Origin of the sequence: Streptomyces sp. HUAS CB01 (assembly GCF_030406905.1) — a bacterium.
GTDB classification, from domain to species: domain Bacteria; phylum Actinomycetota; class Actinomycetes; order Streptomycetales; family Streptomycetaceae; genus Streptomyces; species Streptomyces chengbuensis.
On record NZ_CP129137.1, the window covers coordinates 2,880,432 to 2,905,467 of the forward strand.

Consider the following 25,036-nt stretch of genomic DNA (forward strand, 5'->3'; position numbering starts at 1 on the left):
CTGGCCCGGCGGGCGGACGGAGCCGCTTCCGCAACCCGCCCTAGTCGATGTGGCGCCGCAGCGTGACGGTGGGCCGGAAGCCCTGCAGCGGGCTGACCGCCTCCCCGCGGGGTGCGGCCGCCACCGCTCCCCTGAGCAGGGTGACGACCTCGGCGGCCAGGGAGTCCGCGCGGGCCTCGACGGTGCTGATCGGCTCGCGGCTGCGCTCCAGCTCGCCCAGCCGCCGTTCGAGCCGCGCGAGTTCGTTCCGGACCGGGCGGCTCAGCGTGAACGAGTACGGGGTCGACACGATGAACTGGTAGGCGCCGGCGAACGTCTGGCAGCCCTCGCAGTGGTCGTTGACCGCACGGCTGGTGTTCGCGGCGTTGAGGCGCGTGATCGTGCCGGTCACGGTGACGACCTGGAAGGACAGTGCGACCGAGCGGCACGGCCTGTCGAGGGAGCAGCCCGCGGAGCGGGCGACCGCCCTGTTGCGCGCGCCGACGCCGAGCCGCGTTCCGAGTTCGTGGACCGCGAACTCGTCGTCGTAGTCGACGCGGTTCGCGGGGCCGGCGTTCGCGTGCGCTTCGTCCACCGCGATGCCGACGTAGCGGTTGCCGGTCGACGCGGACGATGCGGCTCCGGCCGGGCTCGCCGTGGCGAAGCCGGCCGTGCAGGCGGCGACGAGCATGCCCAGCCGTGCGACTCTGCGGCCGCCGTGGCCATGGCGTGGTTTTCGGTGCGTCACTGAGTGCTCCTTTGCGGACGTACGGGGGGATCGGAGGCCGGGCCGGCGGGCCTACGGCTCCTCCGTCGCGCTCTGCGACTCCGAAGGGGTCGCCGAGGGCGAAGGGGATCCGGACTGCGTGGCGCTCGGCGTCGGCGAGGTGCTGGGACTGGCCGAAGGTGACGCCGAGGTCCGGCTCGGACTCGGGGTCGGGCTCGTCGGTCCGGGTGTCGGCACGTCCCTGACGGGGCTCGCGGACGGGGAGCCGCCGACGGTGGCGGCCGGACCGGAGGGGCTGCTCCCGGCGGTGGCGGTGGCGGTGGCCGCGAGGGTCTCGGACGGCGGGCCGCTGAGGACGGCCGGGTCCGGAGTGGCGGGGGCGGGCCGCTCCTCGGCCGGGGCCGCCGCCGGTGGACGGACCGTGGGGACGCCGGGCTGGAGGATGGGGGCGATGGGCGGCTGCCTCGGCAACGGCTCCGGGGTCATGCCGGTCAGCCACGCCGCGCAGAGCGCGCCCGCCCCCACCGCCAACCCGCCCCAGATGGCCACCCGCAGCCGGGTGTTGCCCTCCGTGGCCCGGGCGATGACCTTCACGAGCCGCCCCACCAGGCGTACGGCGAGGTAGGTCGCCCCGGCGAGGGGGCAGACGAGCATGAAACTTCCGACGACCCCGACGAGGCCGGCGGAGACCTGACCGTCGGCGAAGGCCGACCAGGTACCGGACACCTGCTCCGCCAGTGAGCGCAGGCTCGTGCCGAGAAGGCGGGGAAGGTTCCACAGGACGTAGCCGAGTTCGGCGACGATCAGCGGCACCATGGTCACGACCCAGCCGGTGACCATGATCCTCGCGGGGCGCTTGAGTCCGGCCACCTCCGGGGACAACGGACGTCCCGGCAGCATGGACCGGAGGATGGGCTTGATCTTCCCGAAGAGGTCGGGGATTCCCGCGAGGTCTCCGAGAATGTAGTAGCCGTCCAGCCGGACCACCGGCAGCAGCTGCTCCAGGATCTCGAAGTGCACGAGGTAGATCGCTGCGAGGAAGAGCGGCTGGCCCGTGAGGACGTACGCCAGTGCGAGCCCCAGCACGAAGACGATGTTGAAGTAGATCCCGCCCAGGTCGGTCCGGATCCGGCCGGCCCGCCCGATGCGGTAGACGTCGGTGACCTCGGTGTACATCGAGGGCCAGATCAGGAAGAGGCCGCAACCGATGCTGCCCGGTCGCGCGCCGCCGTACCTGCAGGCCGAGGCGTGGCCGAATTCGTGGAAGACCAGCGAGGCCACGATCAGCACGAAGACGGCGAGCATCAGAACCGGTTGCTCCAGCACCTGCAGCACCGGCGCGATGGCCCCGTGGACGGCGAACAGCCAGATGTCCACGCAGAGCGCCGCGGCCAGCACCAGGATCACGACCGGAGGCCGGTGCAGCCAGGCGAGCGCCTTGGCGATGCGGGCCACCTGCCGCTCGCGGAAGATCACCCGATGGCCCTTGAGGACGAGCAGGAGGTCGGTGGTGGGACCGGCCACCTGGTCGCTCTCCTGTCCGAAGGGGACGGTGATGCCGAGCGGTTCGAGCTTCTGCTCGATGAGGTACTCGACGTTGTCTGCGCTGACCTCCCGTCCGTAGCGTCCACTCACCCGGTGCGAGACGGTCTCGGTGTTCCGTACGCCGTCGATGGCCTCGGCCACCAGATAGAGCAGCCGCGAGAGCTGGACGACCTGCCCGTCCCCCCGGCGCACCAGGTACTTGCGCTCGGTGGAGCCGGATCCCTGGTACTCGCCGAGGAACTGGAGTCCCGCGCCGAGGCGCGGAACGGGGAACAGGGTCTCCGTGTACTCGTACGGGGGAGCCGTGTCGCCCGTTTCGCAGGCCGCCGCCCCCACGGGACCAGGGTGGACCTTCTGGCTTTTGGTCACCGTCCTGCTCTTCCTCCCGGAGCGGGCCGCGCCTCCAGGAACGCGGCCCGCACGTCCGGGCGTTGTTACTGGTTGATCGTGATGGACTGGGTCGCCTCGGAGGCCGCGACGGCGTCCGGGGAGTCGACGTTGGCGGCGAGCGACTCGTTGTGGGCGCTGACGTAGGCGATCCGCTCGCTCACGTTCGTCGTCCGGACGAAGTTGAACCGGAGCCGGCCCAGGGCCTCGCGCCCGGGCAGCAGCTCGGCTGCGGCCTCGGCGTTGAGCTGGTCGTTGTTCATGGAGAACCCCTCTCGGGAGGAAGCGCCGGCTACTGGCTGACGCTGATGGACTGGGCGGCGGACGAGGCCGCGATGGCGTACGGGGAGTCGACGTTGGCGGCGAGCGACTCGTTGTGGGCGCTGACGTAGGCGATCCGCTCGCTCACGTTCGTCGTCCGGACGAAGTTGAACCGGAGCCGGCCCAGGGCCTCGCGCCCGGGCAGCAGCTCGGCTGCGGCCTCGGCGTTGAGCTGGTCGTTGTTCATGGAGAACCCCTCTCGGGAGGAAGCGCCGGCTACTGGCTGACGCTGATGGACTGGGCGGCGGACGAGGCCGCGATGGCGTACGGGGAGTTGATGTTGGTCGCGAGCGACTCGTTGTGGGCGCTGACGTAGGCGATCCGCTCGCTCACGTTCGTCGTCCGGACGAAGTTGAACCGGAGCCGGCCCAGGGCCTCGCGTCCCGGCAGCAGCTCCGCGGCGGCCTCGGCCTCGAGTTCTTGGACGTTCATGGTGGAAACCCCTCTTCGGGAGGAAGCGCCGCTACTGGCGGACGCTGATGGACTGGGAGGCGTCGGAGGCCGCGACGGCGTCCGGCGAGCAGACGTTGGCCGCGAGCGACTCGTTGTGGGCGTCGACGTAGGCGATCCGCTCGCTCACGCTCGTGGTCCTGACGAAGTTGAACCGGAGCCGGCCCAGGGCCTCGCGCCCGGGCAGCAGCTCCGCGGCGGCCTCGGCGTCCAGTTCTCGCATGCCAAGCATGGGTGGGTCCTTTGCGCGTAGGGCATGGGCGGACGGCGCCCGTTCCCGAACGCGTCCATCCATGCCGGACGATCTGTCTGACGAGATTGGACAGTAGGGCCGCGGCCATCCCCCGACAAGGGAACGGAACTTCCCGCATTTCACGGCCGCGGCGCCTCGCGACCACCCAAACCGCAGGTCAGAGAAGCGGAGTGTCAGGCCGTCACTGATGCGGGCCCACCCGAAGCCTCACCCGATCGGCCCAGCTCCGTGAATTTCCAACGACGATGACGGGGCCCCTCATGGCTATCCTCCGTGCCTCAAGACGGGTGAACCGCCCGAAACCTCCGTGAGAGGGGTGCACGTGCTCGTCGTTCCAGGTGCGCTCGCGACCGCCGTCGTCCGGGACCGGACGGGAGAGCCGGTGGTCCTGCTGTCCGGTGAACTCCCCTCCGCCCTCACCCCCTCCGGCGTCCAGGAACTGCTCAACCTGGCCGCCGCCGTACTCGAAGCAGAGGAACTGGAACTCTTCCGGCGCTGCCTCTCGGCACTGAGTTGCGGCGAGAAACTCCGGGAAACCCGCATCGAGGTCAGCGGAGCCGTACTGACCATCTACCGCAGCTGAACGGCGGACCGACTGCACACAACACGGGTCGCATTGCATGCGAAAGCGCAATTCCCCGGCAGCAATTCCCGACGCCCCCGCACCCGGAGCAGCTTTTCGTCCACTCAGGACCCGGTGCACCTCCGTCACATTTCGCCAATTCTCACCACCTGCCCAACCAGCCTGCGAAACGCCGGAGTTGGATCACCCTCGCGAGTGTTTCACGAAACCGCCGCCATGCTCTCCGAAATCCCCTCCAACCAAAGCTCAGGGCCGGTTCACGGGGTTTCTGCAGCAGCGGACCGCCATGCGCCGACAGGACCTCCGTCCGCAAAAGCGCGAATGAACGGGATTCGGGATCCGCGTATGGTCCGGAGGGCCACCAGAAATACCTCGAACCAGGAGAAAAATGGTGAGAACATTCGCACGCGTCTTTGCGACGGCGGCCCTGGCCGCCACCGCGGCCGCCATTCCCCTGTCGGGAACGGCGATGGCCGCACCGGCCCATTCACCGGTCGCGGCCCACCAGTTCCGCGACGTCGACCGATGCACCGATTTCGGCCGGAGGCACGCGGGGCACCACGCCCGGGACCGCCACCGGAACCGGTGGGACCGCGACTGCCGGTACCGCTGGGACCGTCGGCCCGCGCACAGGGCGCACTGGTACGACGCCTACGGCAGATACCGCACCCACGCCTGGTACGGCTGGGACTGCGGTCGCCGGATCTGATCCGGCCCGATTCGCCGCCCGATCCGAGGGGCGGTCGGCGTGGGCTCCCGGAGACGGCTCCCGGGAGCCCGCTGCCGTTCGGCGGTCAGTCGCGGTAGATGGTCAGTACGGCTCCGCTGACCTCGATGCGGGTTTCCCGGAGTTTCTCGCCGCAACTCAGTGCCGAGAGGCAGCGCCGGAAGAGTTCCAGTTCCTCTGCTTCGAGTACGGCGGCGGCCAGGTTGAGCAGTTCCTGGACGCCGGAGGGGGTGAGGGCGGAGGGGAGTTCACCGGACAGCAGGACCACCGGCTCTCCCGTCCGGTCCCGGACGACGGCGGTCGCGAGCGCACCTGGAACGACGAGCACGTGCACCCCTCTCACGGAGGCTTCGGGCGGTTCACCCACCCGCGGAGGTGAGCGTAGACCCCCAATCGACACTATTTCCGGCCGATCTGATACTTCGCCAGCAAATGCATCAAAGGGGCGCGGCATGCGTGCTACCGCCCCGAAGTCTCCGATCCCCATCGAAATGTCACGGCCGATGACGGTGCGGGGTGGGTTTCAGTCGGGGGCGGTCGCGGGGTCGGTGCCGGTTTCCCGGGTGGTGTCGGCGTCCGTGCCGGTGTCTGTGTCTGTGCTGGCGTCTGCGTCTGTGCCGGTGGTGCGGGTGTTGCGGAGGAGGGATTCGACGAGTGCGGTGACGTGGCGGAGGTCGGCGGGGGACAGTCGCTGGACGCTGGCGATGAGGGTGGCGACCTCGGGGTCGGCGGTGGTGCCGGGCGTCTCCTCGAAGTAGAGGTGGATCCCGCAGGCTTCGGCGGCGGCTCTGCGTACCGTGTCGAGGGGTAGTTCCAGTCCTCTGGCCAGGCCCTCGAGGGTGGCCTGCTGGGGCATGCGGGTGAGCGGTCCGGCGGTGGCCAGGTGGTGCACGGTGGAACGCGGGATGCCGCCCCGCCGGGCCGCGTCGCCGTAGGACCAGCCCTGCTGCTCCAGCCGGCTCTTCACCAATTCCTGCAGTGCGTTGGCCACGCGGTGGATTCTGCCTGCCGTGCCGCCGGATGACCAAACTCCGGCGAAGGGATCGCGCCGGAGACCTCGGGAGAGGCTCCCGCCCCCGATGGATGGGACGCGTCGTCCAAACTCACTGGACACACGACGGCGCACCGGGCGCCGCCCCACCGGTGCCCGGCGCCCCGGCCGCGACGATCCGCCGCCTCCCGGGCCGCGCGCCGGCCGACGACTCCGGATGCCCTTGCGATCACGCCCCCGCTCCGAGACCCTGTCCTGTGAGTCCGCGGACCCAAGGGGTCAGCGGGCTCAAACAGTTGCGACTTGGGGTGATTCGAGGGAATTCTCCCGTCGCAGTCTGCCCGGGGTGGGGGTCCCGTTCACGAACGAACGCGGAGACGGGCATCATGCAACCGGAAGACCATCGTCTTATGTCTACGGATACGGTGGCCTGCCACTGATGCATCCGGTACCGGCCGGCTTAGGGGAGCCCCGGCCCGGAGACGACCGAACGATCACGCAGCCAGCAGGCATGCGGGGGGATGAAAGATGACGTCGACGCCGAACGGCGCCCGGCAGCAGGAAGACGACCCTTCCCGGACCACGCAGCTTCGGGTTCCCCCGCAGCTCAGGACAGGGGGCCACCGGCTGCGCCCCAAGAAGGCGCTGCCGAGATACGACTACGAGCACTACAGCCGGCTGGCCGGTCCCCTGACCCAGCCGGACCCGTCGAAACCGTACAAGGTGCAGTACCGCTCGCTGCTGTCGCAGGAGCCGCACCGCATCCGCGCCGCGCTGCTCCTGGGCGCCGCGCCGCTGGTGTCCCTGGGCCTGTTCGCCTGGCTGATGCAGCCGCAGCACTGGACCGAGCGCGACCCCAATCTGAACAACGAACTGCTGCTCTGGCTCGACATCGTCATGCTCGTCTCGATCGGACTGATCGAGCTCTTCCGCACGATGAACGTCCTGTCGAACGCGCATGCGACGCTCGTCGCCCGTGACCCGATCCCCGTCGTGCCGGAGTCCGGCACCCGCGTCGCCTTCCTCACCTCCTTCGTGCCGGGCAAGGAGCCCCTGGAGATGGTGACGAAGACGCTCGAGGCGGCCGTGAAGATCCGTCACCGCGGCCTGATGCACGTGTGGCTGCTCGACGAGGGCGACGACCCGGCCGTCAAGGAGGTCTGCGCACGGCTCGGCGTCCACCACTTCTCCCGCAAGGGCATAGCCAAGTGGAACCAGGAGAAGGGCGCCCACCGGGCCAAGACCAAGCACGGCAACTACAACGCCTGGCTCGAGGCGCACGGCGGCGACTACGACTTCTTCGCGTCCGTCGACACCGACCACGTACCGCTGCCGAACTACCTGGAGCGCATGCTCGGGTACTTCCGCGACCCGGACGTCGGTTTCGTCATCGGCCCGCAGGTCTACGGCAACTACGACACGTTCGTCACCAAGGCCGCCGAGTCCCAGCAGTTCCTCTTCCACGCCCTGATCCAGCGCGCCGGCAACCGCTACGGCGCCCCCATGTTCGTCGGCACCTCCAACGCCGTGCGCATCAGCGCCATCAAGCAGATCGGCGGCCTGTACGACTCGATCACCGAGGACATGGCCACCGGCTTCGAGATGCACCGGGCCAGGAACCCGGCCTCCGGCAACAAGTGGCGCTCCGTCTACACCCCGGACGTGCTGGCCGTCGGTGAGGGCCCGTCCGCCTGGACCGACTTCTTCACCCAGCAGCTGCGCTGGTCCCGCGGCACGTACGAGACGATCCTCAAGCAGTACTGGAAGGGCTTCGGCACGCTGCCCGCCGGCAAGCTCTTCAACTACACGATGATGATCATCTTCTATCCGATGTCCGCCCTCAACTGGATCCTGGCGGCACTCAGCTGCGCGCTGTTCCTGGGCATGGGCGCCTCGGGTGTGCAGATCGACCCGGCCATCTGGATGATGCTGTACGGCAACGCCTCGGCCCTGCAGATCGGCCTCTACATCTGGAACCGCCGCCACAACGTGTCGCCCCACGAGCCGGAGGGCTCGGGCGGCCTGGCCGGCATGGTGATGTCCGCGCTCTCCGCGCCGATCTACGCGCGCTCCCTGATGGACGCCGTGCTGCGCCGCAAGAGCAAGTTCGTGGTGACGCCCAAGGGCGACTCCTCCAGCCCCGACACGCTCTTCGGCACCTTCCGCATCCACCTCTTCTTCATCCTGGTCTTCGGCGGCTCGCTCGCCTCCTCGTTCTGGTTCGGGCACGACCACCCGGCGATGATCACCTGGGCCGGTCTGGCCCTGCTGATCACGGCGGCGCCCATCTTCGCCTGGCGGTACACCATCCGCGAGGAGAAGAAGAAGCGGAAGGGGCGGCGCCGGGCCAAGCCGGGGACAGGAGGCGGGGCCTCCGGGGCCGTGCCGCCGGCCGCCCGTGAGCAGCAGCCGCACCAGTCGGCCCCCGCGGACCAGACCATGCAGATCGCCCTTGGGGGACGTAAGAAATGAGCGCACTTCCCGTCCGGCCGAACCACCGCAAGAACCGGGCCCGACGGATCCTGATCGGCGCGGCTGTCGTGGCGGCGATCGCCGGGTTCAACGGGCCGGCGATGTACCGGTACGGCTCGGAGCAGTACCACGAGTACAAGATCAACCGGCCCGAGTACAAGGCGGCGAACGGCCACTGGGACTACCTCGACGTTCCCGACAAGTACAAGATCAACACGATCCACGCGGCACTGCTGCACACCGGCAAGGTGCTGCTGATCGCGGGCTCCGGCAACAACCAGAAGAACTTCGACGCCAAGAAGTTCGAGTCGGTGCTGTGGGATCCGAAGACGAACGACTTCACGCACATACCCACGCCCAAGGACATGTTCTGCGCCGGGCACACCCAGCTGCCCGACGGCAAGCTGCTGGTCGCGGGCGGCACCAAGCGGTACGAGAAGCTCCAGGGTGACGTCACCAAGGCCGGCGGCCTGATGATCGTCCACAACGAGGACCCGGACAAGCCGATCACCCTGCCCGCGGGCACCAAGTTCACCGGCAAGAAGAACGGCAAGACGTTCGTCTCCAAGGACCCGGTCCTCGTCGAGAAGGCGAAGAAGGTCTTCGACAAGGAGACCGGGCGCTTCCTGCGCACCGAGGCGGGACTCGGCCGGATCTACGTCGAGGCCTCGAAGTCCGGGAAGTCCTACGAGACCGGCACCGAGGACAACTACCGGGTGCACGGCCTCAAGGGCTCGGACAACCGGAACGTCTACGGCATCGCGCAGAAGCTCGCCCTCGACAAGAAGGACTTCCAGGGCATCAAGGAGGCCTACGAGTTCGACCCGGTCGCGGAGAAGTACATCACCGTCGACCCGATGAACGAGGCCCGCTGGTACCCGACGCTCACCACGCTCGAGGACGGCAAGGTCCTGTCCCTGTCCGGCCTGGACGAGATCGGCCAGATCGTCCCGGGCAAGGACGAGATCTACGACCCCAAGACGAAGAAGTGGAAGTACACCGGCTTCGAGCGGCGCTTCCCGACCTACCCCGCGATCTTCCTGATGGACAACGGGAAGCTCTTCTACTCCGGCTCCAACGCCGGCTACGGGCCCGCCGACGTCGGCCGTGACCCTGGGGTCTGGGACCTGGACACCAACAAGTTCACCAAGGTCCCCGGGCTGAGCGACCCGGACCTGATGGAGACCTCGGCGACCGTGATGCTGCCGCCCGCCCAGGACCAGCGGTTCATGGTCATCGGCGGCGGCGGGGTCGGCGAGTCCGAGAAGTCCAGCGAGAAGTCCCGGCTGGTCGATCTGAAGGACCCGAAGCCGCGCTTCAAGGACGGCGCCTCCCTCGACAAGGGCACGCGCTACCCCAGCGCCTCGCTCCTTCCCGACGACAGCGTGCTGGTCACCGGCGGCTCCGAGGACTACCGGGGCCGCAGCGGCTCCAACGTGCTGGAGGCACGCACGTACGACCCGAAGTCGGGTGAGTACACACGGGTCGCCGACCCCCGGGTCGGGCGCAACTACCACTCGGGGTCCGTGCTGCTTCCCGACGGCCGCGTGATGATCTTCGGCTCGGACTCCCTCTTCGGCGACGACGCCAACACCAAGCCGGGTGTCTTCGAGCAGCGGATCGAGATCTACACGCCGCCCTACCTCTTCCGGGACTCGCGGCCGGAGATCGGTACCGGGCCGAAGAAGATCAAGCGCGGCGGGTCGGCGACGTTCAAGAGCACCGACGCGGCGAAGCTGAGGTCGGCGAAGCTGATGCGGCCCAGCGCGGTGACGCACGTGACCGATGTCGACCAGCGGTCCATCGCGCTGGAGATGACGAAGACGGCGGGCGGTTTCGAGGTCACCGTGCCGAAGAACCGCTCCCTCGTCCCGTCCGGCTGGTACATGCTGTTCGTGACGGACGACAAGGGCACCCCGTCGGAGGGCGTCTGGGTCGAGGTCCCGTAGACCGGGACGGCAGGACACGACGGAGAAGGGGGCTCCCGCGGCGGGAGCCCCCTTCTCCGTGCTGCGGACGGCTACTTGGTGTTGCGGGCCAGTTCGAGCGCGTACTCCGGGTACCAGTCGCCGGCCTTGGGGCCGCCCTTGCAGTCGCCGTCGGACTCGCCCGGCCGCTTCACCCACAGATAGGCGTCGACGAGCGGGTCACCGGTCTTCGTCGTGGGCTCCTCGCCGAGGGCGCGGCCCGGCGGGTTGCACCAGTTCTCCTTCGGATCGCCCTGCGTGTACGGCCCGTTGCCGTTGCGGCTGGTGTCGACCACGAAGTGCTTCCCGCCGACCTTGGCGGAGAGCTTGTGGCCGAAGTCCTTGCTGGCCCGGGTGGTCTGGAAGTTGGAGACGTTGACCGCGAAGCCGTCGGCCCGGTCGATGCCGGCCCGGCGCAGCGGATCGGGGAGGGAGTCCGGGTCGGCCCAGCCCGCGTTGCCCGCGTCCAGGTAGACCTTGGTGGCGGGGAGCTCCTGGAGCCGTTCGATGGCGCCCTTCAGCAGGTCGTACCGCTCCTGGTGGTACTCCTGCGGGGTGCAGCCGTCGACCAGGTGCAGCACCGCGTCGGGCTCCAGGACGACGGTGGTCCGGCGGTCGCCTATGCCCTTGGCGACCTTCTCGACCCACGCGCGGTAGGCGTCGCCGTCCGATGCCCCGCCCTTGGAGAACTGCCCGCAGTCCCGGTGCGGGATGTTGTAGAGGACCAGCAGGGCGTCGCGGTCCGCCTTCGCGGCCGCCTCCGTGTAGCGCCTCGCGTCGCCCTCCGGGTCGTCGGGGCCGATCCACTCGCCCACCGGCTGGGCCGCGATCTTCTTGATCAGCTCGGCGTTGGCGCTGTCGCCCTCCTCGAGGTACGAGGCCACCTGCTTCGCCGCGTTGCCCTCGGGGTTGACCCAGTACGGGTCCGTCGCCTTCGGCTGCTGCGCCGTGGGCTTGTCGCCGTCGCCGTCCGAGGAGGAGCACCCCACCATCAGCAGGGCGGCCCCCATCGCGGCCGCCGCCCATCGGGCGCGCCCGACTCGACTGCCGTACATCCACTCCCCCTTGGTGCACTGTGGTACGTGCCGGGCCACCCCCCAGGCGCCCCGCTGCCGGAACGAGTCCGGCCGGATCCATCCTGACACACGGCGTCCGCCGACCACGAAGCACCGAGGCTTCGCCGGCTGCGGCCGGCTGACGGCACGAGCGCGCGGCGCCGGTACCCGCTGCCCCCGCTCGCCGGACGGACGGCCGGGCCCGGACACGTGGTGGCGGCCCGTCGGCTTCCCCTCTCCGGTACGGGGCTCAGACGCCGCGCGCGTCCGTGAGGTACGCGGACACGACGACGTTCGCCGTGTACGAACTGGTCTTCTTGTCGTAGGTGCCGCCGCAGGTGATGAGCCGAAGCTCGGCGCGGCCCGGCCGGTGCGCCCCGTAGACCTTCCGGGCGTCGAACCGCTCCCGGCTGACGACCTGGACGTCCTCGATGGTGAAGACGGCGACCGACCCGTCGGTCCGGGTCACCCTGACCGTCTCGCCCGGGCGGGCCGAGCTGAGGCCGTAGAACACCGCCGGCTCGGTCCTGGTGTCGACGTGGCCGACGAACAGCGCCGCGCCTTCGGCGCCGGGCCGGGTGCCCGTGCCGAACCAGCCGACGGTGTCCGGCGTCGCGAACGGCGGCGGTTCCACCGCGCCCGTCGTGTCCAGACCGCGGGCGACGACGGGGGCCGAGACCCCTATCGAGGGGATGTCCACCTTGGCGGGTCCCACCGGTGCCAGCGGTTCACGGGCGGGCGGCAGCGGCACGCCGAGCGGACGGCCCACGGCCGCCACGTCCCCGGTCGTGGGGGCGGAGGAGCCCCCGGCGCCGTCACTGGCCTCACGGCCCCAGAGCCACAGGCCCATCAGCAGGATCGCCCAGGCCACTCCCGTGAGCAGCCGGCCGCTGCCCGAGGGTGTCTCGTCACCGGCGGACACGGCGGGTCAGTCCCGGTCCGGGGAGCCGACGCGTCGGCGGCGGGCGCTGCGGAAGGCCACGGCGACGGCCGCCGCGCCGGCCAGGAGCAGCCCGATCACCGTGTGCGGAGTGCCGGGGCCCTGGGTGTCGGCGGACTTGGCGTCCCGCGCGGCCAGTCGGTCGGCGGCGCCGCCTCCACCGGCGCGGACGGGGGCGACGGGGCTCTCGGCCGGGTCGGGGTCCTCGATCAGGTCCTCCGGGCCGTCGCCCTCGTCGGACTCGTCGTCGGAGCCGTCCCCGGAACCGTCCCCGCGGTCCTGGGACCCGTCGTCCTTCTTCCCGTCCTGGGACCTGTCGTCCTTCTTGCCGTCGTCCTTCTTGCCGTCGTCCTTTTTCCCGTCGTCCTTCTTGCCGTCCTGAGAGCCCTCGTCCTTCTTCCCGTCGTCCTTCGTGCCGTCGTCCTTCTTCCCGTCCTGGGACCCGTCGTCCTTCTTGCCGTCGTCCTTCTTCCCGTCGTCCTTCTTCCCGTCCTGAGAGCCCTCGTCCTTCTTCTCCTGGCCCTCACGGTCCCTTTTGGCGTTCTCCTCCTCGCCCTGCTTGTCATCCGGCTCGAAGCGGGAGGGCGGAGTGAGCGTGATGATCTGGAGGCGGTCGACGGCGCCGCTCTCCCGGCCGTCCTGCGGCTCGCTCCCGGGTTCCGCTCTGACGGGGTGGACCGTGTCCGTGAGCTGGGCACTTTCCTCCGCGTGCGCGGTCCCTGGAACGGGCGCCAGAATCAGGAAGCCGGCGGCCGCCCCTACGACACGGAGAGCAATCGGAACTGAACGCATTGTGAACCTCCTGGTGTAAAGAGATTCACGCGTTCCGCCCAGTTCCGCATCTCCAGGGGACCCGGACGGGTCAGTGCGCCGACGGGTCCGGCGCCTCCGACCGGGTCAGATCCGGTCCACGAGGTCGGCGATGGAGTCGACCACCTTGGAGGGCCGGAAGGGGTAGCGGTCGATGTCCGCGGGCGCCGTCAGGCCGGTCAGGACGAGGAAGGTCTTCATGCCCGCCTCGAGACCCGCCAGCACGTCGGTGTCCATCCGGTCGCCGATCATCGCGCTGGACTCCGAGTGGGCGCCGATGGCGTTCAGCCCGGCCCGCATCATCAGCGGGTTCGGCTTGCCCACGAAGTACGGGTCCTTGCCCGTCGCCTTCGTGATCAGCGCGGCGACCGACCCTGTGGCGGGCAGCGGGCCCTCGGCGGACGGCCCGGTCTCGTCCGGGTTGGTGCTGATGAACCTGGCACCGCCGAGGATCAGCCGGATCGCCTTCGTCAGCGCCTCGAAGCTGTACGTACGGGTCTCGCCGAGGACCACGTAGTCGGGGTCCTGGTCGGTGAGGACGTACCCGATCTCGTGCAGGGCGGTGGTCAGGCCCGCCTCGCCGATGGCGTACGCCGTACCGCCCGGGCGCTGGTCGTCCAGGAACTTGGCGGTGGCCAGGGCGGACGTCCAGATGTTCTCCATCGGCACGTCCAGCCCCATCCGGGCCAGCCGGGCGTGCAGGTCGCGCGGGGTGTAGATGGAGTTGTTGGTGAGAACGAGGAAGGGCTTGTCGCTCTCGCGGAGCTTCTTGATGAAGGAGTCGGCGCCCGGGATCGGGACGCCCTCATGGATGAGGACACCGTCCATGTCGGTGAGCCAGGATTCGATCGGCTTGCGCTCTGCCATGAAGCGGACTCCTGCCGTACGCGTAGTGCGATGTGCGGTGTGCTGACGGGGCGCCGCCACGACGATGTACCGGCGCCCTCCAGCCTAATCAGGAAGCCGTGACCTTGACCCCGTCGATCACCCAGTACCAGTTGTTGGCCCCGGTGTAGCGGAAGCGGAAGCTCACGCTGGAGGCCCCCGCCGGGACCGGGACGGACACCGACTGCGGCTGCGAGACCACGTCCGAGGTGTAGCTCCTGACCACGGCCGGCGTCCCGCCGTTGAAGGAGGCCAGGATCCGGGCGGTCTGGCCGCCCTCCTGGCGGTAGAGGGTCGTGAAGTCGAGGCGCACGGTGCTGCGGCCGCTCACGTCGTACGCGGGGGTGACGAGCGTGGAGTCGTAGCCGCCCGAGTTCGCCTTGTCGTCCCACTCGTCGGAGTCCGCGACGGCGAAGACGCCGCGCGAGCGCACGTTCAGCTCGCGCCACTGGTCGCGGTGGGTCCTGGACCAGAACTCGTCGGTCGCGAAGGACCAGCCGCGCCATTCGCTGACGCCGCCGGTGCCCATCGCGTTGTTGATCACGGACCAGCCGCCGGGGGCGGTGTGCGTGAAGCCCAGGACGGACGCCGGAATGCCCGTTTCGTCGACCCGGCCGGTGAGTGCGGCCCGGAGCGAGTCGAAGGGGTCGTCGGTGCGCTCCTGGACGGGCTTGCCGTCGAGGCCCCAGGACGGGTCGGGGGTGACGCCGAGCTGCTTGAAGACGGTGGCGGCGACGTCGACGAGCCGGGTGTCGACGGGCCGGGCGCCGGCGGCGATGCCCGGCCCTTGGGCCAGGACGAAGGTCCGCCGCTCCTCGATGGAGCTGCCGCCGTGACCGCCCGCGTCGACATGCCCGTGGTCGGTGGCGACGATGACCGTCCACCGCTCGGTCGGGTACGCGGGCCGGGCCTTGATCGCGGCGAGCAGCCTGCCGAGGTGGGCGTCCTGGACGGCGATGGCGTCGAGGTACTTCCGGCCGGTGCCGGAGCCGTGCGCGACGACGTCGGTGTTGCCGAAGTAGACGAAGAGGACGTCCGGGTTCTGGTTGCGCAGGATCGACTCGGTCTCGCCGGCGATGGTGGCGTCGTGACCGGGGTAGCCGTCGGCGTCGCCGTCGAGCACCAGTTTGGCGTCGGCGCCGGGGGTGACGGTGCCCTGGGTGTCCAGGGGCTTCCAGTCGACGGCGGCGTATGTGGACAGCTCGGGCCGCACCTGCGCCAGGCGGGCCAGGAACCCCGGGTACCTGCCGTAGTTCTTGCCGATGAAGGTGTTGTCCCTGACGCCGTGCTTGTCGGGCCAGACGCCGGTGGAGATGGTCGACCAGCCGGGGCCCGAGGAAGTCGCCGCCATGGGGGCGGAGTAGAGCAGGGACGTGCCGTACGTCCCGTTCGCCATCAGCGACTTGAGGTGCGGGGCGTCGGCTGCGTCGATCCGGTCGTGACGGAGCCCGTCCATCCCGACGACGAGAACCTTGTCCCTGCTGGTGCCGTTCGGGAGGGCGGGGGCGGCCGCCAGGGCCGCGGGGGCGTGGGTCAGCGCCGTGGCGGACGCTGCGGTCGCGGCGCCGGCCGCGAGCACGGACCGGCGGGTGACTGCGGATCGGCGGGGTGTGCCGTGGGTCGGCATCGTGTCCTCCGTCGGAGTGTGGTGACGTGATGGAAGTCGCGCCCAGGGCAACGCCCCCGCCGGGGCGGGGGCGTTGGTCCGTGCCCGTCATCCTTCCGCGACCGCTGACGGGTCACCAGGGGCGTACGGTGAACTCCTGGCTGCGAGGGGGCCCGTGGCCGATTCGGTACGAGTGACGGCCGGTCCGGGCGGTGCCGGTCGGGCGGTGCGCCGCATCGCGTTCGGTGGGCAGCGTGCCGCCCTCCCCCACTCGTCGATCAGCCGCGGCGCCCCGGGTCCTCACCGCGTCGTACTCGGTGCTGCGGCCGCGCTCGGGGACGCCGGAGCGTACGGGGGGACCGGGGGCCTGGTCGTTCGGGCAGTCCATGCCGGGACGTTGCCAGACGCCGGTGAACGGTCCGGCGGTCCTACCGCAGCCGGCGGCGCCTCATCATGACCAGCACCACCGCTCCCACGAGGAGCCCACCCCCGGCCGTGGCGATGCCCACCGAGTGCCAGGGGCGGGCACCGGTCGCGGCGAGCTCGTGCGCCTCCTGCCACGCCTTGCCGTCCTTGCCGGGCCCGTCGCCGGGAGCGGACTCGCTCGCCTCCGGTTCGTGGGCGGGCCGGGAGGGCCGGTCGGTGGGCTCCGGGCCGAGGATGTCGAAGCGGTAGTCGTTGGACTCCCCCACCCAGTCGCCATCGGCCCCCCGCCGCTGGACGACCGCGGCGTTCGCCACGACGGAGTCGGGGGCCGTGGTGCGGTCGGGGAAGGCGAGCCGCACCCGGACGGAGAACGTGCCGTCGGCCGGCAGCGACAGACCAGCGAAACCGCCCGAGCCCGCACCGAAGGCGCCGACGGCCTCCCCCTGGTCCGTCTTCTCGATGCTGACGGTCCGCCACATCTGCGCCGCTCCGTCGAAGAACTCCAGCCGGACCCGGTCCGGCGGGATCGCCCGGCCCTGCCCGGCGAGCACGACCACGGGATGGATGTTCAGACACGGCCGGCCCGTGGTGTTCGAGAGTTCGACGGAGAACTCGTGGGCGTCGCCGCCGGCCCGGTACTCCTCGGGACCACGCACGATGCGGGTGGCGATCGGGAACTCGGCCGCGTTCAGGTCGCCGCAGGACGGCTGCTGCTCGACGGGCGCCGCGCCGGGGACCGAGGGCGCTGCGGAGTTCGGCGCGGCGGGCTGGGGCGCGGTGGGCTGGGGTGCGACGGGGGGCGGGACCACCGGGAGCGGCGCCGCGGGTTGGGGGGCCACGGGTTGCTGGGGTGCCGGGGGCTGGGGGACCAAGGGCTGCGGCACGGTGGATGCGGGCGGGACGGGCTGCGGGGAGATGCGCCGGGGCGGGGTCCGCCGCGCCGCGGGGGCGGACTGGGGCGGTGCGGGCTTCTGCCGTACGGCGCCCGGCGGGGCGGGCGGAGGTGCGTCCGAGCGGGGCGGCGCGGGACGCGGTGCGGTCGAACTCGGCGTCGCCGGTGCGGGCTGCGGGGTCACCAGGGCGTGCGCGGGGACCGGTCCGATCAGGACGAGGGCGGCCGTGACGGCTCCGGCGGCGAGGGCGGTGCGCAGACGCATGGGGAACCTCAGCAGATCGCGGGCGTGGGCGGCGTCGGCAGCGACGCTGCCACGCGGCGGCCCGGCTGCCGTGCACCGACGCCGCCCCACGACCTGAAAATCACACCATTACGCCCGGTTGGCGGAGCCCGTCGCCTCCATGCGCCCGAACAGCGGGGCCAGCACCAACTGGGCCGCGCCCTCCGCGACCGGGTACGCCCCGGTCTCGGCCAGCGCGACGTGCACGGCGTCGTCGCCGACCACCGCGCGGACACCCCGGACGAACGTCTCCCCGTCGGCGAGGACCGTACGGCCGCCGAGCAGCACCTGGTCGACGTCGAGCAGGCGTACGAGGTTGGCCGCGCCGGTCCCCAGGACCCGGGCGGCCTCGCCGAGCTCACCGCGGGCGACGGCCGCGAGGCACAGCGCCTCGATGCAGCCCCTGTTGCCGCAGGGGCAGAGGGGGCCGTCGAGCTGCACGACCTGGTGGCCGAACTCCCCCGCGCCGGTGCGGGCCCCCCGGTGCACCACCCCGCCGATCACGAGCCCGGCGCCCAGTCCCGTACCGAGGTGGAGATACGCGAACGACCCGGGCGCGGCCGTGGCGGAGCCGGGGGACCCGTCGACCGGGCCCGCCCCGGAACCGACGGCGACCACCGGGGTGGGCGGGTCCGCCACTCCCGAAGGGCGCACGGATCGCGGTCCCGGGCCACCGGCCGCCTGCGGTCCCGGAGTTGCCACGGGCTCGGACCCGGCACCGGATCCGGACGCGGCACCGGACCCGGAACCACCTGCGCCGTCCGGGCCCGCCCCGCCCACTCCCGCCGGCCCGGAATCCGGCCCCGGTGCCGGTGTCGGTCCCGGTGCCGGTGTCGGTCCCGGTGCCGGTGTCGGTCCCGACGCAGACCCCGAATCCGGCTCCGGCCGCGCCCGGAGCGCGAGCGCCAGCGCCGCCGCGTTCGTGTCCTTGTCCAGGACGACCGGCAGGCCGAGTCGTTCCGCGAGCTCGTCGCGGAGCGGGACGCCCGCCCATCCCGGCGCCCCGGTCACCCGGCCCGGCACTCCGCTCCAGTGATCGAGGGGCCCGGGCATGCCGACGCCCACGCCGAGCACCCGGTCCGGTCCGCCCGCCAGCAGCGCCCGTACCTCGCCGGTCGCCGCCGAGATGACGTCCGGCACCGCGCCGCCCAGGTCCAGCCCCCGGGTACGGGACGCGACGACCGTGCCGGCGAGGTCGACGAGGACCGCCGTCAGCTCGTCACGGTCCAGGTGGAGCCCCACGGCGTGCGCGGCGGACGGGACGAGGCGCAGGACCGTCCGCGGTTTGCCGCCGGTGGACGCACGACGGCCCGCCTCGGTCGCCAGCCCGTCCGCCCGGAGCCTCGCCGTGATCTTGCTGACGGCCTGGGGCGTGAGCCCGGTGCGCTCGGCCAGCTCCAGCCGGCTGATCCCGTCCTCGTCGGCCGCCCTCAGCAGATCCAGTACCAGCGCCGCGTTGTGGCTGCGCAGCACCGGAAGATTCGCACCCGCGTTGCTCCACTTCACCCCGCCATTGTGCGGTGCGCTTGCGCTTTGGCAACAGCGTTGCTTAAGTGGGGCCCATGACTGGCAGCACTGGCAACGGCGCCACGTCCGGGAACGCCACCCCGGCCGGGACGCCCTTCCGCGTCGGACTCGTCGGCTACGGCCTGGCGGGTTCCGTCTTCCACGCCCCGCTCATCGCGGCCACCGAGGGCCTCGTCCTCGACACGATCGTGACGTCGAGCGAGGAGCGCCGGGAGCAGGCCGGTGCCGAGTTCCCCGACGTCCGCTTCGCGGCCACGGCCGACGAGCTGTGGGAGCGCGCGGACGAGCTCGATCTGATCGTCATCGCGTCGCCGAACAAGACGCACGTCCCCGTGGCGACCGCCGCCCTGGAGGCCGGGCTTCCCGTCGTCGTGGACAAGCCGATCGCCGGAACCGCCGCCGAGGCCCGGGCGCTCGCCGACCTCGCGGAGAAGCGCGGCCTGCTGCTCTCCGTCTTCCAGAACCGCCGCTGGGACAACGACTTCCTCACTCTCCGCCGCCTGGTCGAGGACGGCGAACTCGGCGAGGTGCAGCGCTTCGAGTCCCGCTTCGAGCGCTGGCGCCCCCAGCTCAAGGGCGGCTGGCGCGAGTCGGGCGCCCCGGAGGAGATCGGCGGTCTCCTGTACGACCTGGGCAGCCATGTCGTCGACCAGGCGCTCGCCCTCTTCGGGCCGGCCGTGCGCGTGTACGCGGAGTCCGACGTGCGCCGCCCGGGTGCCGAGACCGACGACGACACGTTCATCGCCCTCACGCACGCCGGAGGCGTCCGCTCACACCTGTATGTGAGCGCGACAACGGCCCAGCTCGGCCCGCGTTTCCGGGTCCTGGGATCGGCCGCCGGCTATGTGAAGTACGGCCTGGACCCGCAGGAGGCCGCGCTGCGCGACGGCGCGCGGCCGGAGCCGGGCCTTCCGTGGGGCGAGGAGCCGCAGGAGCTGTGGGGGCGCGTGGGCTCCGGGGAGTCGCCGCTGACGGGCGGCGGCCACCCCGTCGAGACCCTGCCCGGTGACTACCCCGCGTACTACGCCGGGATCGCCGCGGCTCTGCGCGACGGAACCGCCCCGCCGGTCACCGCGTACGAGGCCGCCGACGCCCTCGACGTCCTGGAGGCCGCCCGCCGCTCCGCCCGCGAGGGCGTCACCGTGGAACTCGGCGCATGAGCGGCGGCGGCACCCGGCCCGGCTTCCCCGACATAGCCGTGCTCGAGGCCCAGGAAGAGCGGCTGACGCTGCGCCGCTTCACCCACGAGGACGCCTGGACCCTCGGCTCGGTGCTCGTCGGGCTGGCGCGCGGGCGGCAGGCCCCGGTCGCGATCGACATCCGGCGCGGCGGGCAGCAGCTCTTCCACTGCGCCCTCGCCGGGTCGTCGGCGGACAACGACGCCTGGATCGACCGCAAGCGACGGGTCGTCGAACGGTACGGCGAGAGCTCGCTCCTCGTCGGCAGCCGGTTCCACGCCAAGGGCACCACGTTCGAGGAGTCGTCCCGGCTCGACCCCGACCGGTACGCGGCGCACGGCGGATCGTTCCCGGTCCGCGTCGAGGGCGCCGGGGTCATCGGCACGATCACGGTCTCCGGCCTTCCACAGGTCGAGGACCACGCGATGGTGGTGGAGGCGCTGGAGCGCCTCCTCGCCACCTGAGGACCCGCGGAGGGGGTGAATCCCCCGCACCCCCTCCGCGACCCTCCCCTTTTCCCCTTCTTCTCCTCCTCTTCGCCCCTGCTCATGCGGCGGCCGCCCACGGCCCCCCTGACCGTGCGGCCCTGCGCGAACCGTCCGGCCCCGAGCGAACCTTGCGGCCCTGCGCGAACCGTGCGGCCCTACGCGCCCTTCAGCACCTGCCGCTGGCGTCCGAGTCCCTCGATCTCCAGCTCGACGACGTCCCCAGGCCGCAGATACGGCTTGGGCTCCGGCTGCCCCATCGCCACACCGGCCGGCGTACCCGTGCTGACGACGTCCCCCGGGTAGAGGGTCATGAACCGGCTGACGTACCGGACCACTTCGGCGACGGGGAAGATCTGGTCGGCGGTGGAGCCGTCCTGCTTCAGCTCGCCGTTGACCCAGAGCCTCAGGCGCAGCGCCTGCGGGTCCGGTACCTCGTCCGGGGTCACCAGCCAGGGCCCCAGCGGGTTGAACGTCTCGCAGTTCTTGCCCTTGTCCCAGGTGCCGCCGCGCTCGATCTGGAACTCCCGCTCCGAGACGTCGTGCGCGACCGCGTACCCGGCGATGTGCGCCAGAGCCTCCTCGTCGGACTCCAGATAGCGCGCGGTGCGCCCGATGACCACCGCGAGCTCGACCTCCCAGTCCGTCTTCCCGCTGCCGCGGGGCACGAGGACGGTGTCGTCGGGGCCCACGACCGTGTCCGCCGCCTTGAGGAAGACGACGGGCTCGGACGGGGCCGCCGCGCCGGTCTCCGCCGCGTGATCGTGGTAGTTCAGCCCGATGCACACGACCTTGCCGATACGGGCGACAGGCGGGCCGATCCGCTCCCCGGCCGCGTCGAGCACCGGCAGCTCGCCCGACTCCGCCGCCGACCGGATCCGGCCGAGCGCGTCCTCGTCGGCGAGCAGCGCCCCGTCGATGTCCGGCACCAGCCCGGACAGGTCCCGGAGCGTCGTCCCGTCCCGGTCGAGCAGCGCCGGCCGTTCCGAGCCCGCCGTACCGACACGCAGCAGCTTCATCTCTGTTCTCCCTGTGGTCCCTGTTGTCGAGGTGGCCCCGGTTGAGGAGTCCCCGCGTGCGGCGGAGGGGAGGGTGCGGCTCATCGGAGGTTGGCCGATCCTCCAAGAGAACCGGACAGCCTGCAAGACCCTGTTCACAACCTGGACCATTACCCTGCGGTAGCAAGGGCTCCGGCCGCCGGGGCGTCCCGGTACAGGAACACCCTCTCCACGGCGCTCCAGGTCGTGCTCGTCACCACGTAGAGCGCGGCCGCCAGCGGCACCACGGCCACGGTGATCAGCGTGGCGAACGACATCAGCGGCAGCACCTTCGTCATCGCGCCCATGCCCGGCAGCGCCTGCTCCGGCCCGACCGGACCGGCGGTCGCGAGCTGCCGCCTGGTCCGTACGTACGTGAAGGTGGCCACGACGGCGACGATCCCGAACAGCGCGAGGTACACCGACCCGGCCGGGCCGAACATCCCGCCGTCCCCCAGCGCGTCGGCCCACCGGCCGCCCAGCCCGGCACCGAACAGGCTGTGCCCGAGCAGTTCGTTCGCCTCGCCGCCGATCCGGGAGCTGGAGAACAGGTGGTACATGAGGAAGAACGCGGGCAGCTGCAGCAGGCCGGGCAGACAGCCCGCCAGCGGCGAGACCTGCTCCTTCGCGTGCAGTTCCAGAACGGCCCGCTGCAACCGGTCAGGGTCCTCGCCGTGCTTCCTGCGCAGCTCCGCCATCTGCGGCGCGAGCCGGGCCCGTTCCTTCTGGCCCCGCGCCGCCGCGCGGGAGAGCGGGTGGACGGCCAGCCGTACCAGCGCGGTGAACAGGACGATCGCCGCGGCGGTGGCGGAGGCGTGGAACAGCGGCTGGAGCAGGTCGGCGAGCGCGCCGACCAGCGAAGCGAACAGGGACATGAATGCGGACATGGAGGCCCTCCGGGTCTCGTCGTGCCGGGAAAAAGTGACATGTCGGCATGACGACCCGCGCAGGGACGCATGACCCCGGGAAGGGGCACGCGTGAAAAGGTCAGGGGAAGCTGGCGCCCCTACGCGGCCGTCGTCGAGGGACGGCCGGGAGCCCTGGGCCGGCAGCGGCCCGCCGCGTCGGGATCGCGCTGCGGCAGGAACGCCGTGCGCTGCTCACGATCGCGGAGAGCGGTGCGTATTCGCGTGGGCGGCACCCGCGGCACCGACCGCGAGAGGATCAGCGCGCAGGCGACCAGCGCGGCACCGGCCGCCGCCGTGGCGGCGAGGGCCACGGCCGTCGAGAGGCCGATGCCCTCGGCGACGAAGACCTCGACGAGGATGAAGAGCAGCAGCGCGAGCGGGCGCAGCACACGCCAGGTCTGACCTGCCATGCGTGCCCCTCCCTTGCTTCCGCGCTCCCCCGCTCCGTGCGCGGTGGCGGCTGTACGAGCGATACGAACCTTCATTCGTTATACACGAGCGGAATCTCCTCCGGGTTCCCTGTGGAAAACCCCGGCGACGCACGTCACGTCCGGCCCGCGGAGCGCCCGCGGTCGGGGCCCTGCGGTCCGGGCCCCGCCCGCGCGCCGAGCCCCGACGTTGCCGGGTCCGACCGCGCCCGGGCCCCGCGTCCGGGCCCCGCGTCGTGGCCGCCGGGTCACCGCGGCCGCACAGCGGCGAGCTTCCCCCACACCACCAGCCGGTACCGGGACGTGTACTCGGGCGTGCACGTCGTCAACGTCATGTAGTGACCGGGCTCGCCGTAGCCGTACCCGGGCCTGACCGCACTCCGCGGCACGGCGGCGATCACCCCTCCGTCGTGGGCGGCCGTCTGCGGCAGCTGCTGGTCCACGACATAGGTGAAGACGCCGGTGCGGGTCTCCACCTCGATCCGGTCGCCCTTGCGCAGCCGGTTGATGTACCGGAACGGCTCGCCATGGGTGTTGCGGTGCCCCGCGACCGCGAAATTGCCCGGCTGCCCGGGCTGCGCGGTCCTCGGGTAGTGCCCGACGTACCCCTTGTCCAGCACGCCCCGCTTGGCGACACCCCGCGCGACGGGCGCGACGACACCGAGCCGGGGGATGCGCAGCACGGCGTACGCCCGGTCCCAGCGCTGCGCGGCGTCGCCTGCGCCCCCGCGCCGCGTACCCGGCGCCGGAGCACTCCCGGCCGACCCGTCGGCCGGGTCCGTGCCGCCGTCGGCAGCGTCCGCCCCGGCATCGGGGCCGGGCGCCCGCGCCTGCCACTCCCGTTCCAGTGCCTCGACCTGCCGCGCCGCGCCCTCCTCGGCCTGCCGGTTGGTCCACCAGAGCTGGTGGGCGACGAGCAGCAGCACCACCACGCCCAGCGTCACGGCGATCTCGGCGCCGGCCCAGAGCACACGGGCGAGCCCCGGCCCGGCGCCGGCCCGGCCCGCCCGGGTCCGCCGCCCCTGTACGACCACAGGTATCCGCCCGGCTCCCCGCCGGGGCATCCGCTCCCGCACGGGCGCACGATAGGGGCAGCCCCTCCAAGTCACCAGGCCCCTGCAAAGCCCCGTACAGCAGTACGGTGTGCTGCATGCGCCCCGACACGCCTGCCGACCACACCGCCGAAGCCGAGCGTCTGCTGCGCACAGCGGAGCAGTACCCGGAGGACCGTGAACCGCTGCTGCTCCAGGCCGCGGCCCATCTGGAGCTCTCGGGCGACCGGGCCCGCGCGAGCGGCCTGTACGACAGCCTCCTGGCCGACGAGCCGGACAACACCCACCTGATCAAGGCCCTCCAGGCGGCCAACTTGTGGGAGTACGGCCACGAGGCGGAGGCCCGCACGCTCATCGACGGCATCCGCGCGGCGGCCCCGGACGACGCGGCGCCGTGGGAGATCGTCGCCGAGACGCTGGAGGCCCACGACGAACTCGACGCGGCGCACGCCACCTTCACCGATGCCGTCACCCGGCTCATCGCCCCGGACGAGGAGACCTCCCACTCGACCCAGTCCCTCCTCTCGGGCCGCCACCGCGTACGCCGCCTCCTGGCGCTGCCGCACGACGACTGGGACACCCTCGCGGACCGCCTCCACACCGCGGCCGTCCCCCTGGACGAACTGCACGACCCCAAGCGGCTGTGGTCCCTCGGCTCCTCCGACCCGGTCGAGCTCCGCGCCGAGATCGACCGTCTCCGCTCCGAACTGGGCACCTACCGTGCGGCGCTGTCCCGCCCCTTCCCGGTGGCGGTCCTGCACTGGCCGGCGCCCGAACTCTCCGAACTCCTCGGCACGTACCCCTCGCTGACCGCGGAGTACCCGACCCACGACGCCCATCTGGCGGCCATCGAGTCCGCCCTCCGCGACCTCTCGGCGACGGGCACGGGCAACCTCGGCATCGTCACGGGCACGGTCCCCTCCTACGAGGCCTTCGCCGCCTCGGAGGCCACCTCCCCCGCCGACGCCTCCCTCCTCCCCCAGTACGCCACGACCCTGGCGGCCCGCGGCAAGGCGACGCCGTGGCCCCCGACGAAGGGCGCGCTGTGCTGGTGCGGGTCGCGGGCGGCGTACGGGGAGTGCCACGGGGTGGGCAGGCCCTGATGTCCTTCGCCGTCGCCGC

The 25,036-nt window shown here is 71.6% G+C and carries 26 protein-coding genes; 7 read left to right on the forward strand and 19 right to left on the reverse strand.

The window, feature by feature from the left end:
* Positions 1-40 precede the first annotated feature (40 nt).
* The 6 genes from QRN89_RS12735 to QRN89_RS12760 form a co-directional block, all read right to left on the reverse strand.
* Positions 41-727, reverse strand: coding sequence for a hypothetical protein (locus tag QRN89_RS12735; protein ID WP_290349470.1), 687 nt, complete (start codon positions 725-727; stop codon positions 41-43).
* 51 nt (positions 728-778) lie between these two features.
* Complete coding sequence (locus QRN89_RS12740; protein ID WP_290349471.1) at positions 779-2,620, reverse strand: M50 family metallopeptidase; 1,842 nt, start codon at positions 2,618-2,620, stop codon at positions 779-781.
* A gap of 65 nt (positions 2,621-2,685) precedes the next feature.
* Positions 2,686-2,901, reverse strand: coding sequence for a hypothetical protein (locus tag QRN89_RS12745; protein ID WP_290349472.1), 216 nt, complete (start codon positions 2,899-2,901; stop codon positions 2,686-2,688).
* 29 nt (positions 2,902-2,930) lie between these two features.
* Positions 2,931-3,146, reverse strand: coding sequence for a hypothetical protein (locus tag QRN89_RS12750; protein WP_290349473.1), 216 nt, complete (start codon positions 3,144-3,146; stop codon positions 2,931-2,933).
* A 29-nt stretch (positions 3,147-3,175) separates the two neighbouring features.
* A complete protein-coding gene (locus tag QRN89_RS12755) occupies positions 3,176-3,391 on the reverse strand; it encodes a hypothetical protein (RefSeq protein ID WP_290349474.1) in 216 nt (71 codons plus the stop codon).
* 31 nt (positions 3,392-3,422) lie between these two features.
* Positions 3,423-3,632: a hypothetical protein gene (locus QRN89_RS12760; protein ID WP_290353683.1), complete on the reverse strand. Its 210-nt coding sequence runs from the start codon at positions 3,630-3,632 to the stop codon at positions 3,423-3,425.
* 352 nt (positions 3,633-3,984) lie between these two features.
* Here QRN89_RS12760 and QRN89_RS12765 point away from each other — a divergent pair, with 352 nt between their 5' ends.
* The gene (locus QRN89_RS12765) at positions 3,985-4,245 is read left to right on the forward strand and encodes a hypothetical protein (protein WP_290349475.1); all 261 of its coding nucleotides are present in this window, start codon (positions 3,985-3,987) and stop codon (positions 4,243-4,245) included.
* 388 nt (positions 4,246-4,633) lie between these two features.
* The gene (locus QRN89_RS12770; RefSeq protein WP_290349476.1) at positions 4,634-4,954 is read left to right on the forward strand and encodes a hypothetical protein; all 321 of its coding nucleotides are present in this window, start codon (positions 4,634-4,636) and stop codon (positions 4,952-4,954) included.
* 85 nt (positions 4,955-5,039) lie between these two features.
* Here QRN89_RS12770 and QRN89_RS12775 read toward each other — a convergent pair whose 3' ends face one another.
* Complete coding sequence (locus QRN89_RS12775; protein ID WP_290349477.1) at positions 5,040-5,300, reverse strand: hypothetical protein; 261 nt, start codon at positions 5,298-5,300, stop codon at positions 5,040-5,042.
* A gap of 195 nt (positions 5,301-5,495) precedes the next feature.
* Positions 5,496-5,963, reverse strand: coding sequence for a helix-turn-helix domain-containing protein (locus tag QRN89_RS12780; RefSeq protein ID WP_290349478.1), 468 nt, complete (start codon positions 5,961-5,963; stop codon positions 5,496-5,498).
* 528 nt (positions 5,964-6,491) lie between these two features.
* Here QRN89_RS12780 and QRN89_RS12785 point away from each other — a divergent pair.
* Both QRN89_RS12785 and glxA read left to right on the forward strand, forming a co-directional pair.
* A complete protein-coding gene (locus QRN89_RS12785) occupies positions 6,492-8,435 on the forward strand; it encodes a glycosyltransferase family 2 protein (RefSeq protein ID WP_290349479.1) in 1,944 nt (647 codons plus the stop codon).
* Positions 8,432-10,384, forward strand: a complete 1,953-nt coding sequence (gene glxA, locus QRN89_RS12790; protein WP_290349480.1) for a radical copper oxidase GlxA — start codon at positions 8,432-8,434, stop codon at positions 10,382-10,384. Before QRN89_RS12785 ends, glxA begins: the two co-directional genes overlap by 4 nt.
* Before the next feature lie 71 nt (positions 10,385-10,455).
* Here glxA and QRN89_RS12795 read toward each other — a convergent pair whose 3' ends face one another.
* The 7 genes from QRN89_RS12795 to QRN89_RS12830 all read right to left on the reverse strand — a co-directional run bounded on the left by QRN89_RS12795 (position 10,456) and on the right by QRN89_RS12830 (position 18,772).
* Complete coding sequence (locus QRN89_RS12795; protein WP_290349481.1) at positions 10,456-11,457, reverse strand: glycoside hydrolase family 6 protein; 1,002 nt, start codon at positions 11,455-11,457, stop codon at positions 10,456-10,458.
* 250 nt (positions 11,458-11,707) lie between these two features.
* Entirely contained in the window at positions 11,708-12,379 is a 672-nt protein-coding gene (locus tag QRN89_RS12800; RefSeq protein WP_290349482.1) for a class F sortase, read from the reverse strand.
* A gap of 6 nt (positions 12,380-12,385) precedes the next feature.
* Positions 12,386-13,189: a hypothetical protein gene (locus QRN89_RS12805; RefSeq protein ID WP_290349484.1), complete on the reverse strand. Its 804-nt coding sequence runs from the start codon at positions 13,187-13,189 to the stop codon at positions 12,386-12,388.
* A gap of 105 nt (positions 13,190-13,294) precedes the next feature.
* A complete protein-coding gene (locus QRN89_RS12810) occupies positions 13,295-14,074 on the reverse strand; it encodes an HAD-IIA family hydrolase (RefSeq protein WP_290349485.1) in 780 nt (259 codons plus the stop codon).
* An 88-nt stretch (positions 14,075-14,162) separates the two neighbouring features.
* Positions 14,163-15,719, reverse strand: coding sequence for an alkaline phosphatase family protein (locus QRN89_RS12815; RefSeq protein ID WP_290349486.1), 1,557 nt, complete (start codon positions 15,717-15,719; stop codon positions 14,163-14,165).
* 407 nt (positions 15,720-16,126) lie between these two features.
* Positions 16,127-17,281, reverse strand: coding sequence for a hypothetical protein (locus QRN89_RS12825; RefSeq protein ID WP_290349488.1), 1,155 nt, complete (start codon positions 17,279-17,281; stop codon positions 16,127-16,129).
* 108 nt (positions 17,282-17,389) lie between these two features.
* Positions 17,390-18,772 (reverse strand): ROK family transcriptional regulator, encoded by a 1,383-nt coding sequence (locus QRN89_RS12830; RefSeq protein WP_435833301.1) that lies wholly within the window; start codon positions 18,770-18,772, stop codon positions 17,390-17,392.
* A gap of 89 nt (positions 18,773-18,861) precedes the next feature.
* Here QRN89_RS12830 and QRN89_RS12835 point away from each other — a divergent pair, with 89 nt between their 5' ends.
* Positions 18,862-19,986, forward strand: a complete 1,125-nt coding sequence (locus tag QRN89_RS12835; protein WP_290349491.1) for a Gfo/Idh/MocA family protein — start codon at positions 18,862-18,864, stop codon at positions 19,984-19,986.
* Positions 19,983-20,468, forward strand: a complete 486-nt coding sequence (locus QRN89_RS12840; RefSeq protein WP_290349493.1) for a heme-degrading domain-containing protein — start codon at positions 19,983-19,985, stop codon at positions 20,466-20,468. The genes QRN89_RS12835 and QRN89_RS12840 overlap by 4 nt, the downstream gene beginning before the upstream one ends.
* 179 nt (positions 20,469-20,647) lie before the next feature.
* Here QRN89_RS12840 and QRN89_RS12845 read toward each other — a convergent pair whose 3' ends face one another.
* The 4 genes from QRN89_RS12845 to QRN89_RS12860 form a co-directional block, all read right to left on the reverse strand.
* On the reverse strand, positions 20,648-21,508 hold the full coding sequence (locus QRN89_RS12845) for a fumarylacetoacetate hydrolase family protein (protein WP_290349494.1): 861 nt from the start codon (positions 21,506-21,508) through the stop codon (positions 20,648-20,650).
* 149 nt (positions 21,509-21,657) lie between these two features.
* Positions 21,658-22,413: a YidC/Oxa1 family membrane protein insertase gene (locus QRN89_RS12850; protein WP_290349496.1), complete on the reverse strand. Its 756-nt coding sequence runs from the start codon at positions 22,411-22,413 to the stop codon at positions 21,658-21,660.
* Between the two features lie 119 nt (positions 22,414-22,532).
* A complete protein-coding gene (locus QRN89_RS12855) occupies positions 22,533-22,844 on the reverse strand; it encodes a DUF6412 domain-containing protein (protein ID WP_093660535.1) in 312 nt (103 codons plus the stop codon).
* Between the two features lie 266 nt (positions 22,845-23,110).
* Positions 23,111-23,938: a class E sortase gene (locus QRN89_RS12860; RefSeq protein ID WP_290349497.1), complete on the reverse strand. Its 828-nt coding sequence runs from the start codon at positions 23,936-23,938 to the stop codon at positions 23,111-23,113.
* A 74-nt stretch (positions 23,939-24,012) separates the two neighbouring features.
* Between QRN89_RS12860 and QRN89_RS12865 the strand changes: the two genes are divergently transcribed.
* A complete protein-coding gene (locus tag QRN89_RS12865; RefSeq protein WP_290349498.1) occupies positions 24,013-25,017 on the forward strand; it encodes a hypothetical protein in 1,005 nt (334 codons plus the stop codon).
* The last annotated feature ends 19 nt before the right edge of the window (positions 25,018-25,036 follow it).

What these genes read in the sequence shown, in the direction of transcription:
- QRN89_RS12745 (WP_290349472.1), bottom strand. Translation starts at nt 2,901, where the DNA reads ATGAACAACGACCAGCTCAACGCCGAGGCCGCAGCCGAGCTGCTGCCC.
- QRN89_RS12750 (WP_290349473.1), bottom strand. Translation starts at nt 3,146, where the DNA reads ATGAACAACGACCAGCTCAACGCCGAGGCCGCAGCCGAGCTGCTGCCC.
- QRN89_RS12755 (WP_290349474.1), bottom strand. Translation starts at nt 3,391, where the DNA reads ATGAACGTCCAAGAACTCGAGGCCGAGGCCGCCGCGGAGCTGCTGCCG.
- QRN89_RS12760 (WP_290353683.1), bottom strand. Translation starts at nt 3,632, where the DNA reads ATGCGAGAACTGGACGCCGAGGCCGCCGCGGAGCTGCTGCCCGGGCGC.
- QRN89_RS12770 (WP_290349476.1), top strand. Translation starts at nt 4,634, where the DNA reads ATGGTGAGAACATTCGCACGCGTCTTTGCGACGGCGGCCCTGGCCGCC.
- QRN89_RS12785 (WP_290349479.1), top strand. Translation starts at nt 6,492, where the DNA reads ATGACGTCGACGCCGAACGGCGCCCGGCAGCAGGAAGACGACCCTTCC.
- glxA (WP_290349480.1), top strand. Translation starts at nt 8,432, where the DNA reads ATGAGCGCACTTCCCGTCCGGCCGAACCACCGCAAGAACCGGGCCCGA.
- QRN89_RS12795 (WP_290349481.1), bottom strand. Translation starts at nt 11,457, where the DNA reads ATGTACGGCAGTCGAGTCGGGCGCGCCCGATGGGCGGCGGCCGCGATG.
- QRN89_RS12805 (WP_290349484.1), bottom strand. Translation starts at nt 13,189, where the DNA reads ATGCGTTCAGTTCCGATTGCTCTCCGTGTCGTAGGGGCGGCCGCCGGC.
- QRN89_RS12810 (WP_290349485.1), bottom strand. Translation starts at nt 14,074, where the DNA reads ATGGCAGAGCGCAAGCCGATCGAATCCTGGCTCACCGACATGGACGGT.
- QRN89_RS12815 (WP_290349486.1), bottom strand. Translation starts at nt 15,719, where the DNA reads ATGCCGACCCACGGCACACCCCGCCGATCCGCAGTCACCCGCCGGTCC.
- QRN89_RS12825 (WP_290349488.1), bottom strand. Translation starts at nt 17,281, where the DNA reads ATGCGTCTGCGCACCGCCCTCGCCGCCGGAGCCGTCACGGCCGCCCTC.
- QRN89_RS12835 (WP_290349491.1), top strand. Translation starts at nt 18,862, where the DNA reads ATGACTGGCAGCACTGGCAACGGCGCCACGTCCGGGAACGCCACCCCG.
- QRN89_RS12840 (WP_290349493.1), top strand. Translation starts at nt 19,983, where the DNA reads ATGAGCGGCGGCGGCACCCGGCCCGGCTTCCCCGACATAGCCGTGCTC.
- QRN89_RS12845 (WP_290349494.1), bottom strand. Translation starts at nt 21,508, where the DNA reads ATGAAGCTGCTGCGTGTCGGTACGGCGGGCTCGGAACGGCCGGCGCTG.
- QRN89_RS12850 (WP_290349496.1), bottom strand. Translation starts at nt 22,413, where the DNA reads ATGTCCGCATTCATGTCCCTGTTCGCTTCGCTGGTCGGCGCGCTCGCC.
- QRN89_RS12855 (WP_093660535.1), bottom strand. Translation starts at nt 22,844, where the DNA reads ATGGCAGGTCAGACCTGGCGTGTGCTGCGCCCGCTCGCGCTGCTGCTC.
- QRN89_RS12865 (WP_290349498.1), top strand. Translation starts at nt 24,013, where the DNA reads ATGCGCCCCGACACGCCTGCCGACCACACCGCCGAAGCCGAGCGTCTG.